Here is a 14,568-nt window from a genome sequence, read left to right as displayed (position 1 = left end):
GTCATGAGTCAGACCACCACCGTCGAAGTCCCGGATATCGGCGATTTCAAGGATGTCGAGATCATCGAGGTCCTGGTCCAGCCGGGCAGCACCATCGCCCCGGAAGACCCGCTGATCACGCTCGAATCGGACAAGGCGACCATCGATGTCCCGGCACCGCAGGCGGGTACGGTCAAATCCGTGCACGTAAAGACCGGCCAGCGGGTGTCTCAGGGGGATCCGATCCTGGAACTGGAGGCCGGTGCGGAGGCCGGGAACAGCGAGGCTTCGTCCGCCCGGGCGGAGGATACCGAGGCGGCGTCCGCGGAACCCGCCGGCGCGGCCGGGGCGTCCTCCACCCCGGCGCCGCAGGCCGCGGCCGACCCGAACACCGACAGCCAGTGCCAGGTGCTGGTGCTGGGCTCCGGCCCCGGCGGCTACACCGCCGCGTTCCGCGCCGCGGACCTGGGCCTGGATGTGGTGATGGTCGAGCGCTATCCGCAGATCGGCGGGGTCTGCCTGAACGTCGGCTGCATCCCGTCCAAGGCGCTGCTGCACGCCGGCGAGGTGCTGCACGAGGCCGAGCGCTTCGCCGCGCTGGGCATCAAGTTCGGCGAACCGGAGATCGACCTCGACGGCCTGCGCGGCTACAAGGACAAGACGGTCAAGAAGCTGACCGGTGGCCTGAAGCAGCTGGCCAAGCAGCGCAAGGTGCGCGTGGTGCAGGGCGTCGGCGAATTCACCGGGGCCCACAGCATCGCGGTCGAGGGGGATGATGGCCGCGAGGTGATCGGTTTCGAGCACGCGATCATCTCCGTCGGCTCGCAGGCGGTGAAACTGCCCGGCTTCCCCTGGGACGACGACCGGGTGATGGACTCCACCGATGCGCTGGATCTGGCCGACATCCCCGAGCGCATGCTGGTGGTCGGCGGCGGCATCATCGGCCTGGAGATGGCCTGCGTGTACGAGTCGCTGGGCACGAAGGTCACGGTGGTGGAACTGTCCGATACCCTGATGCCGGGGGCGGACCGCGACATCGTGCGCCCGTTCGAGAAGCGCGCGAAGAAGCGCTTCGAGAACATCTTCCTCAAGAGCAAAGTGACCGGGGCCGAGGCCACCGAGCAGGGCATCGTCTGCCGTTTCGAGGGCGAGGCCAAGGGTCTGCCGGAAGAGGGCACCTTCGACCGCGTGCTGGTCGCCGTGGGGCGCAGCCCGAACGGTGCGAAGATCAACGCCGAGGCCGCCGGGGTGCAGGTCAGCGAGCGCGGCTTCATCGAGGTCGACAGCCAGCAGCGCACCAATGTCGAGCACATCTTCGCCATCGGCGACGTGGTCGGCCAGCCGATGCTGGCGCACAAGGCGACCCACGAGGGCAAGGTCGCGGCCGAGGTGATCGCCGGGCACAAGGTGCATTTCGACGCGCGCGCGATCCCGTCGGTGGCCTATACCCACCCGGAGGTCGCGTGGATGGGGGTGACCGAGGAGCAGGCGCAGGCCGACGGCATCGAATATACCAAGGGTGTGTTCCCCTGGGCCGCCTCCGGCCGGGCCATCGCGCTGGGCGCCGAGGACGGCATGACCAAGCTGCTGTTCGATGCCGAGGGCCGGGTGATCGGCGCGGGTCTGGTGGGGCCCTCCGCCGGTGATCTGATCGGCGAGGCGATGCTGGCGCTGGAGATGGGCGCGGAGATGGAAGATATCGGCCTGACCGTGCATCCGCATCCGACGCTCAGCGAGACGGTGGCCTTTGCCGCCGAGGCCGCGCACGGCTCGATCACCGATATCCTGCCGCCGAAGAAGGGTTAGAGGCGGGTGCGCCGCGAGTCACGTCCGGGGTTGCCGCGGGTCGCCGGGCGGCTGGCGGCCTGGCTGACCGGCGCCGCGCTGGTCCTGCTGGCCGCTCCGGCGCCGGGCGGCACGCTGTATCAGGAGACGCTCGAGCGCTCGGACTGGACCCGCGTCGAGATCGACGACCTGTGCCGCCTGGAACAGCGGGTGCGCCACGGCGGTTCGCTGCAGTTCGAGACCCGTCCCGGTCTGGCGGTCCGCGCGTTCTGGGATCCGCCCTATCCCATGTCCGGGCGCTCGCAGGCGCCGCTGGAAACCGGGGCACCGGAATGGCTGCCCGGCGACGGCCCGGCGCCATTGTCGCTGATGCTGCGGGCGGGCCCGGACGACCGCTTCCGTGTGTCGGACGAACGCGTGCAGGCCCTCAAGGCCCGTTTGCTCGCCGGCCATGATGTGCGCATCGGGTTCCCCGACGGCGAGGACATCGTGCATTTCCGTGGCATCCGTTTCGGCCGCCGGGTCGAGGGATTCCGCATCTGTCAGGCGGAGCAGGGTATGGCCGAAGGGGCCCCGGAGGCCGGTGACGGAACGGCACGCGAGCGCTGGGTGGTCTATTTTGATTCCGGGCGCACGGCTCTGGACGGTGAGGCCCGGGCGACGCTGGACCGGGTGGTGGCGGCCCTGGACGGGGTCGAAGGACCGCGTTTGCGGGTGATCGGCTTGACCGATGCCGAAGGCCCGGACAGAGTGAACCGGCGAATCAGCCAGCAGAGGGCCGAAACCGTGCGTGACGCGCTTGGCGAGTCCGGCCTGGGCGAAGCCGACATCGAAATCGAGGCCGGGGGCGTCGCTCCCGGGGTCGAGGACGAGTCACGCGATGCCCGTCGCGCCGAGATCTGGTGGGTGGGCGAGCGCGACAGCAGCGGCTCCGGGGCTCCGGGTGAGGATCCGGCACCGGAGGCTGCCGGTGACGCCGACCCCGCACGGGATGACCCGGCCGCTCCGCAGCCGGTGGAACCCGGGGACGGTACGGCCTGGTAGCCGTACCCGCCGCCATGGCTTGATAGGCCCGGCCGACTGGCCGGCGTAAACATTGATTCAGTGTCTTTCCCAAGGATTGCATGCCCATGAGTTCGAACATCAAGCGCGTCGTCCTCGCCTATTCCGGCGGTCTGGATACCTCGGTCATCCTCAAGTGGCTGGAGGAGCAGTACGGCTGCGAGGTCATCACATTCACTGCCGACCTGGGCCAGGGCGAGGAGGTCGAACCGGCCCGCGCCAAGGCCGAGGCCCTGGGGGTGAAGCAGATCTACATCGAGGACCTGCGCGAGATCTTCGTGCGCGACTATGTCTTCCCGATGTTCCGCGCCAACACGGTCTACGAGGGCGAGTACCTGCTGGGGACCTCCATCGCCCGACCGCTGATCGCGCGGCGGCTGGTGGAGATCGCCGAGGAGACCGGCGCCGACGCGATCGCCCATGGCGCGACCGGCAAGGGCAACGATCAGGTGCGCTTCGAGCTCGGGGCCTACGCGCTCAAGCCGGGGATCGAGGTGATCGCTCCGTGGCGCGAATGGGACCTCAATTCGCGCGAGCGCCTGATGGCGTACGCCGAACAGCACGGCATTCCGGTGGACTATGCCCAGGCCGGCAAGAAGTCCCCGTACTCGATGGACGCCAACCTGCTGCACATCTCCTACGAGGGCGGTCCGCTGGAGGATCCGTGGACCGACTCCGAGGAGGACATGTGGCGCTGGTCGGTGTCGCCCGAGGCCGCGCCGAACGAGCCCGAGGTCCTCACCATCGGTTTCGAGAACGGTGATCCGGTCTCCATCAACGGCAAGCAACTCTCGCCGGCCGCGCTGCTGTCGAAGCTGAACGAGCGCGGCGGGGCCCATGGCATCGGTCGGCTGGATATCGTCGAGAACCGTTATGTCGGCATGAAGTCGCGCGGCTGCTACGAGACCCCGGGCGGTACCATCCTGCTGCGTGCGCGCCGCGCGCTGGAGTCGATCACCCTGGATCGCGAGGCCGCCCACCTGAAGGACGAGCTGATGCCGCGCTACGCCAGCATCATCTACAACGGCTACTGGTGGAGCCCCGAACGGCGCATGCTGCAGGCGGCGATCGACGAGTCCCAGGGCGTGGTCAACGGCGAGGTGCGCCTGCGCCTGTACAAGGGCAACGTGATGGTGGCCGGTCGCCAGTCGCCGGACAGCCTGTTCGACGAGTCCATCGCGACCTTCGAGGACGACGCCGGCGCGTACGACCAGAAGGACGCCGAAGGCTTTATCCGGCTCAACGCGCTGCGCCTGCGGATCGCGGCCAGCCGCAACCGCAGCGGGACCTGAGGTCATGGGCTTCCCGGGGCGTCCGCGAGGGTCGGCGCGGGGCATGCTGCGGTGGCTGGTCGTGCCCGGGCTGGCGCTCGGTCTGCTGCTCGGCCTGGCCGGCTGCGCCAGCGTACCGTCCGAGGACCGCCATCCGGATGATCCCTGGGAGTCCTACAACCGCGCGATGTTCGCCTTCAACCAGGAGGTGGACCAGGCGATCCTCAGGCCCACGGCCGTGCAGTACCGCCGCCTGCCCGACCCGGTGCAGACGGGCGTCGGTAATTTCTTCTCCAACCTCAACGACGTGACGGTCCTGTTCAACAACCTGTTGCAGGGCAAGCTGCACGCCGCGGCCTCGGATACCAGCCGGCTGATGTTCAACACCACGTTCGGTCTGGCCGGCCTGATCGACGTCGCCTCGCCGATGGGACTGGACAAGAACAACGAGGATTTCGGCCAGACCCTCGGTGCCTGGGGCGTGCCGTCCGGGCCCTATCTGCAGCTGCCGCTGCTGGGGCCCAGCACCGCGCGGGATGCGCCCGCCCGCCTGGTCGACAGTCAGACCGATCCGCGCAACGTCCGCAGCGTCCGGCGCGATCGCACGCCGCTGTGGGTCGGCCTGGTGGTGGTGGACGTGGTCGACATGCGTGCGGGGCTGATCGACACCGAGGCCATGATCGACCAGCTTTCCGATGACCCCTACATCGCCATGCGCAGGGCGTATCTGCAGCGGCGCGATTTCCTCACCGGTGGCGCCCAGGCCGACGAGCAGGCCGAGGAGATGCTGGACGAGCTTGAGGCTCTGGAAGCCATGGAGGCCGGGGAGTGAACGGCCTGCTGGTCATGCTGGACATCCTGCGCGCCCGCCGCGGACCGCAGGACCTGCCGGCGGATCCCGCGCTCGCGGTGTTCTGGATCGGGGTCGCGGTGGCCGTGGGGCTGGCCATCGGCGTGCCGATGTATGGCGCGACTGCGGCCCTGGTCATGAATCTGGTGGATGTGGCGGTGCTGTTCGGCTTCGTGGCCCTGGCACTGCGGTTTCAGGGCTTTGTCGGGCGCCAGGTGCAGACCTTTACCGCGATGGTGGGTACCGGGGCGATCCTCGGGCTGCTGATGGCGTTGCTGACGCTGGTCGCTCCGATTGATCCGGAGGCCGGGGAGGCCCCGCCGCTGGCGGTACTGGGCATGTTGCTCCTGCTGGGCTGGTTGCTGTTCGTGTATGGCCATATCCTGCACCAGGCCCTCGAACTGTCGAACCGCATGGCGGGGGTCGTGATCGCGCTGGGGTTCGTCCTGATCTCGTCGGTGATCACCCAGGGCGTGGCCGGGGCGGTGACGGCATGAACCGCTCCGCCGATCTGCACATCCTCGGGATCGGCGGGACCTTTATGGGCGGGCTGGCGCAGCTGGCGCGCGCCCGCGGCTATCGCGTGAGCGGGGCCGACGCGCAGACGCTTTATCCCCCCATGAGCGAGCAGCTGGCGGCCGCGGGCATCCCTTACCACGCGGGTTACGAGGCCGAAGCCCTGCCCGAGGACGTCCCGGTGGTGGTGGGCAACGTGATGACCCGTGGCACGCCCGCGGTGGAAGCGATGCTGGACCGCGGGCAGGCGTACACCTCCGGTCCCCAGTGGCTGGCGGAGCACGTGCTGCACGACCGCTGGGTGCTGGCGGTCGCGGGGACCCACGGCAAGACCACCACCAGCTCGCTGCTGGCCTGGATCCTGGAATACGCCGGCATGGCGCCGGGGTTCCTGATCGGCGGGGTCCCCGGCAACTTCGGCGTGAGCGCGCGTCTCGGCGATTCGCCGTTCTTCGTGATCGAGGCGGACGAATACGACAGTGCGTTCTTCGACAAGCGCGCCAAGTTCGTCCATTACCGACCACGGACCCTGGTGCTGAACAACCTCGAGTACGATCACGCCGACATCTACCCGGATCTGCAGGCGATCGAGCGTCAGTTTCATCATCTGGTGCGCACCGTGCCGGGCCAGGGCAAGATCCTGATGCCCGCCGGGGACGCCGCGCTGGAACGCGTGCTGGAGTCCGGCTGCTGGACACCGGTGGAGCGGCTCGCGACCGGCGAGGATGGCCCCGCAGACTCGCCGGTCGCGCTGAGCGCTCGCTCGCTGTCTGCCGACGGGCGCTGCTTCGAGGTCCTGGAAAACGAACAGCCGTGTGGTCGCGTTGAATGGTCGATGTGCGGTCGGCACAACCAGGCCAATGCCCTGGCGGCGCTGGCCGCGGCCCGCCACGCCGGCGTGCCGCTGACCACCGGGCTCGCGGCGCTGCCGGAGTTTCGCGGGGTCCGTCGACGCCAGGAACTGCGCGCGGAGATCGCCGGGGTCCGGGTCCTGGATGACTTCGCCCATCACCCCACCGCCATCCGCATGACCCTCGAGGGTCTGCGCGGCGGACTGGACGAGGGCGGGCGCCTGCTGGTGGCGCTGGAGCCCCGGTCCAACACCATGCGCATGGGGGTGCACGCGGGTGCGCTGGGCGATGCCCTGGATCGCGCCGACGGCGTGCACCTGTACCGGCCACCCGACCTGGACTGGGCCATCGGTCCGCTGCGCACCCGCCTGGAAGAACGCCTGACGGTGGCGGCGTCGGTGGATGAGCTGCTGCAGGGGCTGCTGGACGGCCTGCGACCCGGCGACACCCTGGTGATCATGAGCAACGGCGGTTTTGGCGGGCTGCATCAGCGCCTGATCGACCGCCTGCGGGAGGAGCGGTCATGAGTCGGCGCATCGCCCTGGCCCTGACCGGCGCGTCGGGGGCTCCCTATGGCCTGCGCCTGCTGGAGTGTCTGGTGCAGGCCGGGGTCGAAGTGCATCTGATGGTGTCGAAGCCGGGGCAGGTGGTGCTCGGGATGGAGACCGACCTCGGCGTGCCCGGGCGGCCGGCGGAGATCGCCCGGTTCTTCAGTGAACGCTACGCTGCCGCGCCGGGTCAGATCCAGTGTTACGGCCCGGATCAGTGGACCGCCCCGGTGGCCAGCGGCTCGGCGGCCCCCGAGTCCATGGTCGTGTGCCCCTGTACCACGGCCACGGTCTCGGCGGTGGCGACCGGGGCCTCGCGCGGGTTGATCGAACGCGCCGCCGACGTGGTCCTGAAGGAGCGCCGCCGCCTGATCCTGGTGGTGCGCGAGACCCCGTTCTCCGAGATCCATCTGGAGAACATGCTGCGCCTGACCCGCATGGGCGCCGTGGTGATGCCGGCCAATCCGGCGTTCTACCATCGCCCCGAAGGTCTGCAGGACCTGATCGATTTCATGGTGGCGCGGGTCCTGGATCACCTGCAGATCGAGCACGCACTGGGTCCCCGCTGGGGGGCCGGGCATGGCCAAGCCGGAGAGGACGGCCCCGAATGAAGACGCTTCCGCTGTTTCCGCTGAACACCGTACTGTTCCCGGGTGGTCTGCTGCCGTTGCGGATCTTCGAAACGCGCTATCTCGACATGGTGCGTGGCTGCCTGCGCGACGACAGCGGCTTCGTGGTGGTGGCGATCGAGCCGCCCGCCGAGGGCGAAGAGCCGCCGGACGAATCGGATCCGACGGTGGGGTTCCATGCAGTGGGCACCGAGGCGCGCATCATCGACTGGGACCAGCGCTCCGACGGTCTGCTGGGGATCCTCGCCAAGGGGGCGCAGCGCCAGCAGATCCACAACCCGCGGCGCGGAGATGACGGACTGTGGCTGGGCGAGGTGGAGCCGCTGGACGAATGGCCGGCGGTCAGCCTGCCGGTGGACTATGCATCGCTGGCCGATCTGCTGGAGCGTCTGCTGGATCAGCTGGGCACGCCCTGGTCGCACCTCGAACGGCACCTGGATGATTCGGCCTGGGTGGCCGGGCGGCTTGCCGAGCTGCTGCCGGTGGATCTCGGGATCAAACAGTCGCTGCTCGAATCCGATGATCCGATCGATCGTCTCGAGCGTCTGCGGGCGGCCATGCTCGCGCAGTCGTCTCCCTGACAGCATCCGGGCGGCCTGTTAAGGTAAAGGGCCGTAATTTCAAGCCGGAGCCGATCATGGCCGTTCAGGAACTCACGCAGGACAACTTCGAATCCACCATCACCGGGAATGACATCGTCATCCTGGATTTCTGGGCGCCGTGGTGCGGCCCGTGCCAGCAGTTCGCGCCGACCTTCGAGGAAGCCTCGAACAAGCACGACGACGTCGTCTTCGCCAAGGTCAACACCGACGAGGAGCAGGGCATCGCCGGGGCCTTCCAGATCCGGTCCATCCCGACCCTGATGATCTTCCGCGAGCAGGTCATCGTGTTCTCGCAGCCCGGCGTGCTGTCCGCGGCGCAGCTGGACGAGGTGCTGGGCAAGGTGCGCGAGCTGGACATGGAGGCCGTGCGCGCCGACATCGAAAAGCAGCAGCAGGAACAGGAGCAGCAGGCCGGCGGCAACGCCTGAGTCCGGCACCTGCCGCAATAACCTGAGCTCCCGCGGCCCGTTCCCGGGCCGCTCCGTCCGCCACTCGAACCGACCCTGACAAGCCGACGAGGTCCCTCCCCCCGTGTTCAGCGTGATGACCCAGATGGGGGCCCTGATCGTTGCCGGGGTCGGCTGGCGGATCCTGCAGCCCGGCGGTCTGGATGCCGAAACCACCCGCCGGGTCCTCACCACGCTCGTCTATTACCTGCTGCTGCCCGCGCTGGTGCTGCAGGTCCTGTGGACCGCACCGCTGGGTCTGGACTCGGTCCGCATCGCCCTGGTCGCCGGGGCGACGGTCCTGATCACCCTGGCCGTTACCGCCGGTGCGTGCCGAGCATGCACTGCCGACCGCGCCGCGGTGGGCGCGATGCTGCTGGCCGCTGCCTGGCCCAACGCGACCTATCTGGGCCTGCCGATCCTCGACAGTCTGTTCGGCGAGGCGGGGCGCGCGGTGGCCATCCAGTACGACCTGTTCGCCTGCCTGCCGCTGGTGCTGACCCTGGGCGTGGTTCTCGCGCGCCGTTACGGCGACGGTCGCATGCCGGCGGTGCATCCGTTGCGTGGCCTGTTGTCGGTGCCGTCGATCTGGGCCGCCCTCGCCGGTGTCACCCTGAACCTGGGCGGGGTGCCGCAGACGGTCTGGCTGGAGGAGTGGCTGGGACTGCTGGCGGATTCGGTGTCGCCGCTGATGCTGTTCGCGCTGGGCCTGGCACTGGTGTTCCACCGCTTTCACGGGCGCGACGCGCGGCCGCTGGCGGTCGTTGTGGGGATCCAGCTGCTGCTGGCACCGGCGGTGGCGCTGGGGCTGGTGTGGCTGCTGGGGATGGAGGGGATCCCCGCGACCGGAACGGTGCTGGAGGCGGCCATGCCGGCGATGGTGCTGGGGCTGGTGTTCTGTGACCGCTTCGGGCTGGATACGGGGCTGTACGCGGCCGCGGTAACCCTGACCACGGCCCTTTCGCTGGTTACCCTGCCGCTGTGGTTCGCCCTGGCCGGCGGTCTTCTGGGGGGATGAGCCTCAGGATTCCTCGCCGAAGCGGTCCGCGACCAGCTCGGTCAGGGCATCCAGCGCCGCCTCGGCATCCTCCGCGCCGTCGGTCCGGATGGTGATCTCCGAGCCCTGGGCGGCGGCCAGCATCATCACCCCCATGATGCTCTTGCCGTTCACTTCCTGATCGTTGCGGGCGACGGTGACATCGGCGGTGTACTGACTGGCGAGGCTGACGAACTTCGCGGCGGCCCGGGCATGCATGCCCAGCCGGTTAACGATGGGAACTGCGCGCTGCGGCATCGCTGGATTCCTGGTCGCAGAGAAGGATTCCGTCATGGCCCCCGGACAGCGCCTTGTTGACCAGTTCGCTCAGGGGCAGATGGCGGTAGTTGAGTACGCGGACGAGCATCGGCAGGTTGACGCCCGCGATCACGCGCGCGTTGTGTCCGCGCGCCACGCGGCTGGCCACGTTGGCCGGCGTGGAGCCGAACATGTCGGTCAGGACCAGCACACCGGCACCGCTGTCGAGGGTCTCCATGCGGGCGCGCGCCTGCGCCTGGATATCGTCCGGATCGTCGCTTTGCGACATCGCCATGGACTCGCAGTCCTCGGGCAGGTCTCCCAGCATGCTCTGCGCGGTCTGCAGGAGTGTATCGCCCAGGTTTTGATGCGTGATCAGGATCAGACCGACGCCCATGGAACTACTCCGTTTCAGGGGAGAGAGAATCGAGCTCGCGATGACGGGTGCTAACAGTAACATGTTCCCGTTCGCGCCACGCAGCCGCCAGCCGTTCCACAAGGTAGACCGAGCGGTGGCGCCCGCCGGTACAGCCGATGGAGACCGTGGCATAGCTGCGATGGTCCGCCACCAGCCGCGGGATCCAGGTGTCGAGAAAGCCGTGGATGGAGTCGAACATCGCCCCGACCTCGCCATGGCTGTCGAGGAAATGCGCTACCGCCGGATCCAGCCCGGTCAGTGGCGCCAGTTCGCGCTCGTAGTAGGGGTTGGGCAGACAGCGCACGTCGAACACGAAATCGGAATCCAGCGGCGAGCCGTGCTTGAAGCCGAAGGACTGGAACAGCAGCGACAGGCCGGCGGTCTCGCGGCTGCCGACCCGGGCCCGGAGCGTGCGCGCGAGGTCGTGCATCGACAGCCGGCTGGTGTCCACGGTCAGGTCGGCTTCTACCGCCACGTGCCCCAGCCAGGTCCGTTCCATGCCGATCGCTTCCACCAGCGGGATGCCATCGCGTGCCAGCGGATGGCGTCTGCGGGTCAGGTGGTAGCGACGCAGCAGGACCTCGTCGGAGGCATTGAGGAACAGCACCTCGACCTCCAGGCCCGATCCACGCAGCTCGCCCAGCAGTTGACCGAATCCGCTGAGGGCGTCGAGGCCCGAACGGACGTCCACGCCCACGGCCAGATGGCGGTCACCGCCGGTGTCGTAATGGCCGCTGCGGACCTTCTCCACCAGTTCCGGCAGCATCGGCAGCGGCAGGTTGTCGACACAGAAGTAGCCGGCGTCCTCCAGGGTATGCAGGGCGACGGTCTTGCCGGAACCCGACAGACCACTGACCAGCAGCAGACGCATGTCGGTCAGCCCTCGGGATCGGGGTTGGGGACCGTGGTGCTGGGCCCGCCGATGTGGAAGATGGATTCCTCCTGCTGATCCTCGCCCATCTGGCGCCGCTGGCGGGCGCGCAGGTCGTCCCCGGCGATGTAGCCCTGCATGTGCAGCAGGTGATTGCGGACCGCGGCCTCGATCATGACCGCGATGTTGCGCCCCGGCGCCACCGGCAGGCTGATCAGCGGGATGCGCAGGCCGAGGATCTCGCTCTCGCCGCGGCGCCCGTTCAGGCGATCGTCCGGCACCGGCGAGGGCTCGTTGTGATCGCGCAGATCGATGATCAGGCGCAGATACTTGCCGCCCTTGATCGCCGAGTCGCCGTACATCGCGCGGATGTTGAGCACGCCCAGGCCGCGCACCTCGAGCAGGTCCTGGAGCAGGGCGGGGCAGTGTCCGCGCACGATATCCGGGGCAATGCGCGCGAACTCGGGGGCATCATCGGCGATCAGCCGGTGGCCACGCGAGATCAGCTCGAGTGCGACCTCGCTCTTGCCGACGCTGGAGGCCCCCGAGATCAGTACACCGATCCCGAGGATCTCCATGAACACCCCGTGGCGCACCTCGAAATGGGCGAGGCGCTGCTGCAGGAAATAGCGCAGCAGCGCGATGACTTCGTGCGAGGATGTGCGTGTGCACAGGATCACCGGCAGGGGGTCGTCACCTGTCTGCGGCATGCGCGGGAACGGGCAGGTGTCCTCGGCGAAGATCACCATGGTAGTACCGGTGCGGGCCATTTCCAGCACCAGGTGGTCACGCTGCTCGTCGGACAGGCCGGCGATGTAGCGGGCCTCGTAGTCGCCGATGACCTGGATGCGGTTGGGGCGGATCAGGTTCAGGTGGCCGGCCAGCGGCAGGTCGCCATCCCCGAATCCCAGGAGTTCGCGGTCGCCCGCGGCCTCCTCTCCGTGGACGTAGCGCAGGTCCAGACGGCTCCCCATCGCCCGCGTGAGCGCGGCGATGGTGATGTTGCTCGCGGTGCCGTCGGCTGCCGCTTCCGCCCGGTCGGCCATGGTCAGGTGTCTCCCAGCGCCCGGCTGAGGGCCTGCTGGACCCCCGTGCTGTCCGCGGCGCGCCGGATGCCGGCGAGGGTGTCCGGCTGCGACAGCCCGCGCGCGAGCTGGGCCAGCAGGTCCAGGTGTTCGCTGGTGGCCTCTTCCGGCACCAGCAGGGCGATCAGGATGTCCACCGGTTCGTGGTCCATGGCTTCGAAATCCACGCCCTGATCCAGACGCAGGACCGCGATGCGGGGCGTATCCAGCTCGGCGAGACGGCCGTGCGGGATCGCCACGCCATGGCCGAGCCCGGTGGAGCCCAGTTTTTCGCGGGCCGACATGGCTTCGAACGCGGCACTGGCCGCCAGTCCGTCCGCGGCCCCGTCCACCAGCAGATCGGCGAGGGTTTCCAGCGCTCGTTTCTTGCTGGAGCAGTCGGTTTCCAGTCCGATGCGCTCCGGGGTGATGAGCTCGGCCGGATTCATCGGCTTACTCGGGTTGTTCGCGGTTGCGCTGGGCGCCCTCGGCGCGATGATGATCCTTGACCTTCTCCTTGTGCTTGATCAGCTGGCGGTCGACCTTGTCGATCAGGCCGTCGATGGCGGCGTACATGTCATCGTGGCTGGCCTCGGCGTGGATGTGGTTGCCGCTGACCTGCAGATTCGCTTCCGCCTTGTTGTGCAGCTTCTGCGTCTTCTCGTGGTTCAGCACCACGTGCACGTCGATCACCTTGTCGAAGTGGCGTTCCAGCTTCTGGAATTTCTCGTTGACGTAGTCGCGCAGGGCGTCGGTGATGTCGACGTGGTGTCCGGTGAGATTGATCTGCATGGGTCAGGCTCCTTTCGGTTTGCTTCCGGTCGGCATGGCGGCCATCTGGCGGCGCTCGCTGGAGGATGGCAGGTTCATGCCCTCCCGGTATTTGGCCACGGTACGCCGGGCCACGTTGATGCCCCGATCCGCCAGGATCTGGGCGAGGCGGGAATCGCTGAGCGGTTTGCCCGGCGTTTCCTCTTCGATGAGTTCGCGGATCATGGCACGAATCGCGGTCGCGGAGCATTCCCCGCCGTCGCTGGTGCCCACGTGACTGGAGAAGAAATACTTGAATTCGAACACCCCGCGGGGGGTGTGCATGTATTTCTGCGTGGTCACCCGCGAGATCGTGGACTCGTGCATCTCCAGGGCTTCGGCGATGTCGCGCAGGATCAGCGGCTGCATCGCCACCTCGCCGTGTTCCAGGAACCCCTGCTGGCGTTCGACGATCGCGCGCGCCACGCGCAGCAGGGTGTCGTTGCGGCTGTGCAGGCTCTTGATGAACCATCGCGCCTCCTGCAGCTGATCGCGCATGAAGGCGCTGTCGCGGGCATCGGAGACCTGGCGGACCATGCCGGCGTAGAGGTCGTTGATGCGAATGCGCGGGGCGATCTCGGGATTCAGGTCGACCTGCCAGCCCCGGTCGGTATGACGCACGTAGACATCCGGGACCACGTATTCCGGCGGTGTCTCGCTGATCTGGGCGCCGGGGCGCGGGTTGAGCGTGCGGATCAGGTCCAGCGCCGCGGCCAGTTCGTTGCCATCGCGTACGCCGCTCTGGCGCTGCAGGGCCTTGTAGTCACGCCGGGCAAGGGCGTCCATGCCGTGTTCCAGGAGCGCGCGCGCCGCCTCGCGCGAGGGGGCGTCCGGCGCCAGCTCGCCCAGCTGGACCTCCAGGCACTCGCGCAGATCCAGCGAACCGACCCCCAGCGGGTCGCAGTGCTGCAACCAGTGGCGTACGGCCTCGACCTCGTCGGTGTCGACGGGGGGGTCTTCACTCCGGCTGATGGTCTCGGCCAGGGTCTCGACGTCACCCTCGAGGTAGCCGTCGCCGTTGATGGTGTCGATCAGGGCGGCGCCGATGCGCTGGTCGCGCGGGGTCAGGTGCGACAGATGCAGCTGCCACAGCAGGTGATCCTGCAGCCCGCCGCCGCCGTCGTCGTCCGAGGTGTTCTCCAGCGGGTCGCGGTCGTCCAGACCGCGCGGGCTGGCGCTGGCGTCGTAGATGTCTTCCCAGCGGCTGTCGGTCACCAGCTCGTCGGGGATGACGTCCTCCGAGCCGCCGGCATCCACCGTTTCGCCGGTGCCGGCGTTGTCGCTGCCGCTCTCGCCGTCGTCGGTGTTCGCGTCGCTGTCGGTGTCCCCCGCGTCGGCACCGAGTTCGTCATCCTCGGCCTGTTCCAGCATGGGATTGCTTTCCAGCGCCTGCTGGATCTCGGCCTGGAGCTCCAGCGTGGACAGCTGCAGCAGCCGGATGGCCTGCTGCAGCTGCGGCGTCATGGTCAGCGTCTGACCGAGCTGCAGATTCAGCCCGGGCTTCAGCATGAGTTGGGAAAGGCGTTGGTCACCATAAGTGAATAGTAATCCCTTGCTGCGGGCTTGTGCACC

General features: G+C 68.4%; 17 protein-coding genes. 10 read left to right on the top strand and 7 right to left on the bottom strand.

Annotation, left to right across the window (positions count from 1 at the left end; all coding sequences use genetic code 11):
* Window positions 1-3 precede the first annotated feature (3 nt).
* The 10 genes from lpdA to F573_RS0103430 all read left to right on the top strand — a co-directional run bounded on the left by lpdA (window position 4) and on the right by F573_RS0103430 (window position 9,557).
* A complete protein-coding gene (lpdA, locus tag F573_RS0103475; RefSeq protein WP_019021472.1) occupies window positions 4-1,785 on the top strand; it encodes a dihydrolipoyl dehydrogenase in 1,782 nt (593 codons plus the stop codon).
* A 30-nt stretch (window positions 1,786-1,815) separates the two neighbouring features.
* A complete protein-coding gene (locus F573_RS0103470) occupies window positions 1,816-2,808 on the top strand; it encodes an OmpA family protein (protein ID WP_019021471.1) in 993 nt (330 codons plus the stop codon).
* Between the two features lie 86 nt (window positions 2,809-2,894).
* The gene (locus F573_RS0103465; protein WP_019021470.1) at window positions 2,895-4,118 is read left to right on the top strand and encodes an argininosuccinate synthase; all 1,224 of its coding nucleotides are present in this window, start codon (window positions 2,895-2,897) and stop codon (window positions 4,116-4,118) included.
* A 43-nt stretch (window positions 4,119-4,161) separates the two neighbouring features.
* The gene (locus F573_RS0103460) at window positions 4,162-4,929 is read left to right on the top strand and encodes a VacJ family lipoprotein (RefSeq protein ID WP_019021469.1); all 768 of its coding nucleotides are present in this window, start codon (window positions 4,162-4,164) and stop codon (window positions 4,927-4,929) included.
* Entirely contained in the window at window positions 4,926-5,444 is a 519-nt protein-coding gene (locus F573_RS0103455; protein WP_019021468.1) for a hypothetical protein, read from the top strand. Before F573_RS0103460 ends, F573_RS0103455 begins: the two co-directional genes overlap by 4 nt.
* On the top strand, window positions 5,441-6,841 hold the full coding sequence (gene mpl / locus F573_RS0103450) for a UDP-N-acetylmuramate:L-alanyl-gamma-D-glutamyl-meso-diaminopimelate ligase (RefSeq protein WP_019021467.1): 1,401 nt from the start codon (window positions 5,441-5,443) through the stop codon (window positions 6,839-6,841). Before F573_RS0103455 ends, mpl begins: the two co-directional genes overlap by 4 nt.
* Complete coding sequence (locus F573_RS0103445; protein WP_018869824.1) at window positions 6,838-7,473, top strand: flavin prenyltransferase UbiX; 636 nt, start codon at window positions 6,838-6,840, stop codon at window positions 7,471-7,473. The genes mpl and F573_RS0103445 overlap by 4 nt, the downstream gene beginning before the upstream one ends.
* On the top strand, window positions 7,470-8,072 hold the full coding sequence (locus F573_RS0103440; protein ID WP_019021466.1) for an LON peptidase substrate-binding domain-containing protein: 603 nt from the start codon (window positions 7,470-7,472) through the stop codon (window positions 8,070-8,072). Before F573_RS0103445 ends, F573_RS0103440 begins: the two co-directional genes overlap by 4 nt.
* Window positions 8,073-8,128: 56 nt before the next feature.
* Window positions 8,129-8,521 (top strand): thioredoxin, encoded by a 393-nt coding sequence (trxA, locus tag F573_RS0103435; RefSeq protein WP_018869826.1) that lies wholly within the window; start codon window positions 8,129-8,131, stop codon window positions 8,519-8,521.
* Between the two features lie 103 nt (window positions 8,522-8,624).
* Window positions 8,625-9,557: an AEC family transporter gene (locus F573_RS0103430; RefSeq protein WP_019021465.1), complete on the top strand. Its 933-nt coding sequence runs from the start codon at window positions 8,625-8,627 to the stop codon at window positions 9,555-9,557.
* Between the two features lie 3 nt (window positions 9,558-9,560).
* Here the strand turns inward: F573_RS0103430 and F573_RS0103425 are convergent, their stop codons facing one another.
* The 7 genes from F573_RS0103425 to F573_RS0103395 are packed head-to-tail and all read right to left on the bottom strand — an operon-like array spanning window position 9,561 to window position 14,505.
* Complete coding sequence (locus F573_RS0103425) at window positions 9,561-9,833, bottom strand: HPr family phosphocarrier protein (protein ID WP_019021464.1); 273 nt, start codon at window positions 9,831-9,833, stop codon at window positions 9,561-9,563.
* Complete coding sequence (locus F573_RS0103420) at window positions 9,805-10,230, bottom strand: PTS sugar transporter subunit IIA (RefSeq protein WP_018869829.1); 426 nt, start codon at window positions 10,228-10,230, stop codon at window positions 9,805-9,807. Before F573_RS0103420 ends, F573_RS0103425 begins: the two co-directional genes overlap by 29 nt.
* 4 nt (window positions 10,231-10,234) lie before the next feature.
* Window positions 10,235-11,122 carry an RNase adapter RapZ gene (gene rapZ, locus F573_RS0103415; RefSeq protein WP_019021463.1) on the bottom strand — a complete coding sequence of 296 codons (888 nt, stop codon included), beginning with the start codon at window positions 11,120-11,122 and terminating at the stop codon, window positions 10,235-10,237.
* A gap of 5 nt (window positions 11,123-11,127) precedes the next feature.
* Window positions 11,128-12,168: an HPr(Ser) kinase/phosphatase gene (hprK, locus tag F573_RS0103410; protein ID WP_019021462.1), complete on the bottom strand. Its 1,041-nt coding sequence runs from the start codon at window positions 12,166-12,168 to the stop codon at window positions 11,128-11,130.
* 2 nt (window positions 12,169-12,170) lie between these two features.
* The gene (locus tag F573_RS0103405; RefSeq protein WP_019021461.1) at window positions 12,171-12,635 is read right to left on the bottom strand and encodes a PTS sugar transporter subunit IIA; all 465 of its coding nucleotides are present in this window, start codon (window positions 12,633-12,635) and stop codon (window positions 12,171-12,173) included.
* 4 nt (window positions 12,636-12,639) lie between these two features.
* Window positions 12,640-12,978, bottom strand: coding sequence for a ribosome hibernation-promoting factor, HPF/YfiA family (hpf, locus tag F573_RS0103400; RefSeq protein ID WP_018869833.1), 339 nt, complete (start codon window positions 12,976-12,978; stop codon window positions 12,640-12,642).
* A 3-nt stretch (window positions 12,979-12,981) separates the two neighbouring features.
* Complete coding sequence (locus F573_RS0103395) at window positions 12,982-14,505, bottom strand: RNA polymerase factor sigma-54 (RefSeq protein WP_019021460.1); 1,524 nt, start codon at window positions 14,503-14,505, stop codon at window positions 12,982-12,984.
* Window positions 14,506-14,568 lie beyond the last annotated feature (63 nt).

It is taken from the genome of Thioalkalivibrio sp. ALE23, assembly GCF_000378545.1.
Lineage (GTDB): Bacteria > Pseudomonadota > Gammaproteobacteria > Ectothiorhodospirales > Ectothiorhodospiraceae > Thioalkalivibrio.
The sequence above is the reverse complement of the archived record's forward strand: the minus strand, read 5'-3'. Positions and strand labels throughout refer to the sequence as shown.

What these genes read in the sequence shown, in the direction of transcription:
- F573_RS0103405 (WP_019021461.1), bottom strand. Translation starts at nt 12,635, where the DNA reads ATGAATCCGGCCGAGCTCATCACCCCGGAGCGCATCGGACTGGAAACC.
- mpl (WP_019021467.1), top strand. Translation starts at nt 5,441, where the DNA reads ATGAACCGCTCCGCCGATCTGCACATCCTCGGGATCGGCGGGACCTTT.
- F573_RS0103465 (WP_019021470.1), top strand. Translation starts at nt 2,895, where the DNA reads ATGAGTTCGAACATCAAGCGCGTCGTCCTCGCCTATTCCGGCGGTCTG.
- F573_RS0103395 (WP_019021460.1), bottom strand. Translation starts at nt 14,505, where the DNA reads ATGCTGAAGCCCGGGCTGAATCTGCAGCTCGGTCAGACGCTGACCATG.
- F573_RS0103445 (WP_018869824.1), top strand. Translation starts at nt 6,838, where the DNA reads ATGAGTCGGCGCATCGCCCTGGCCCTGACCGGCGCGTCGGGGGCTCCC.
- F573_RS0103460 (WP_019021469.1), top strand. Translation starts at nt 4,162, where the DNA reads ATGCTGCGGTGGCTGGTCGTGCCCGGGCTGGCGCTCGGTCTGCTGCTC.
- rapZ (WP_019021463.1), bottom strand. Translation starts at nt 11,122, where the DNA reads ATGCGTCTGCTGCTGGTCAGTGGTCTGTCGGGTTCCGGCAAGACCGTC.
- hpf (WP_018869833.1), bottom strand. Translation starts at nt 12,978, where the DNA reads ATGCAGATCAATCTCACCGGACACCACGTCGACATCACCGACGCCCTG.
- F573_RS0103420 (WP_018869829.1), bottom strand. Translation starts at nt 10,230, where the DNA reads ATGGGCGTCGGTCTGATCCTGATCACGCATCAAAACCTGGGCGATACA.
- F573_RS0103440 (WP_019021466.1), top strand. Translation starts at nt 7,470, where the DNA reads ATGAAGACGCTTCCGCTGTTTCCGCTGAACACCGTACTGTTCCCGGGT.
- trxA (WP_018869826.1), top strand. Translation starts at nt 8,129, where the DNA reads ATGGCCGTTCAGGAACTCACGCAGGACAACTTCGAATCCACCATCACC.
- hprK (WP_019021462.1), bottom strand. Translation starts at nt 12,168, where the DNA reads ATGGCCGACCGGGCGGAAGCGGCAGCCGACGGCACCGCGAGCAACATC.
- F573_RS0103425 (WP_019021464.1), bottom strand. Translation starts at nt 9,833, where the DNA reads ATGCCGCAGCGCGCAGTTCCCATCGTTAACCGGCTGGGCATGCATGCC.
- lpdA (WP_019021472.1), top strand. Translation starts at nt 4, where the DNA reads ATGAGTCAGACCACCACCGTCGAAGTCCCGGATATCGGCGATTTCAAG.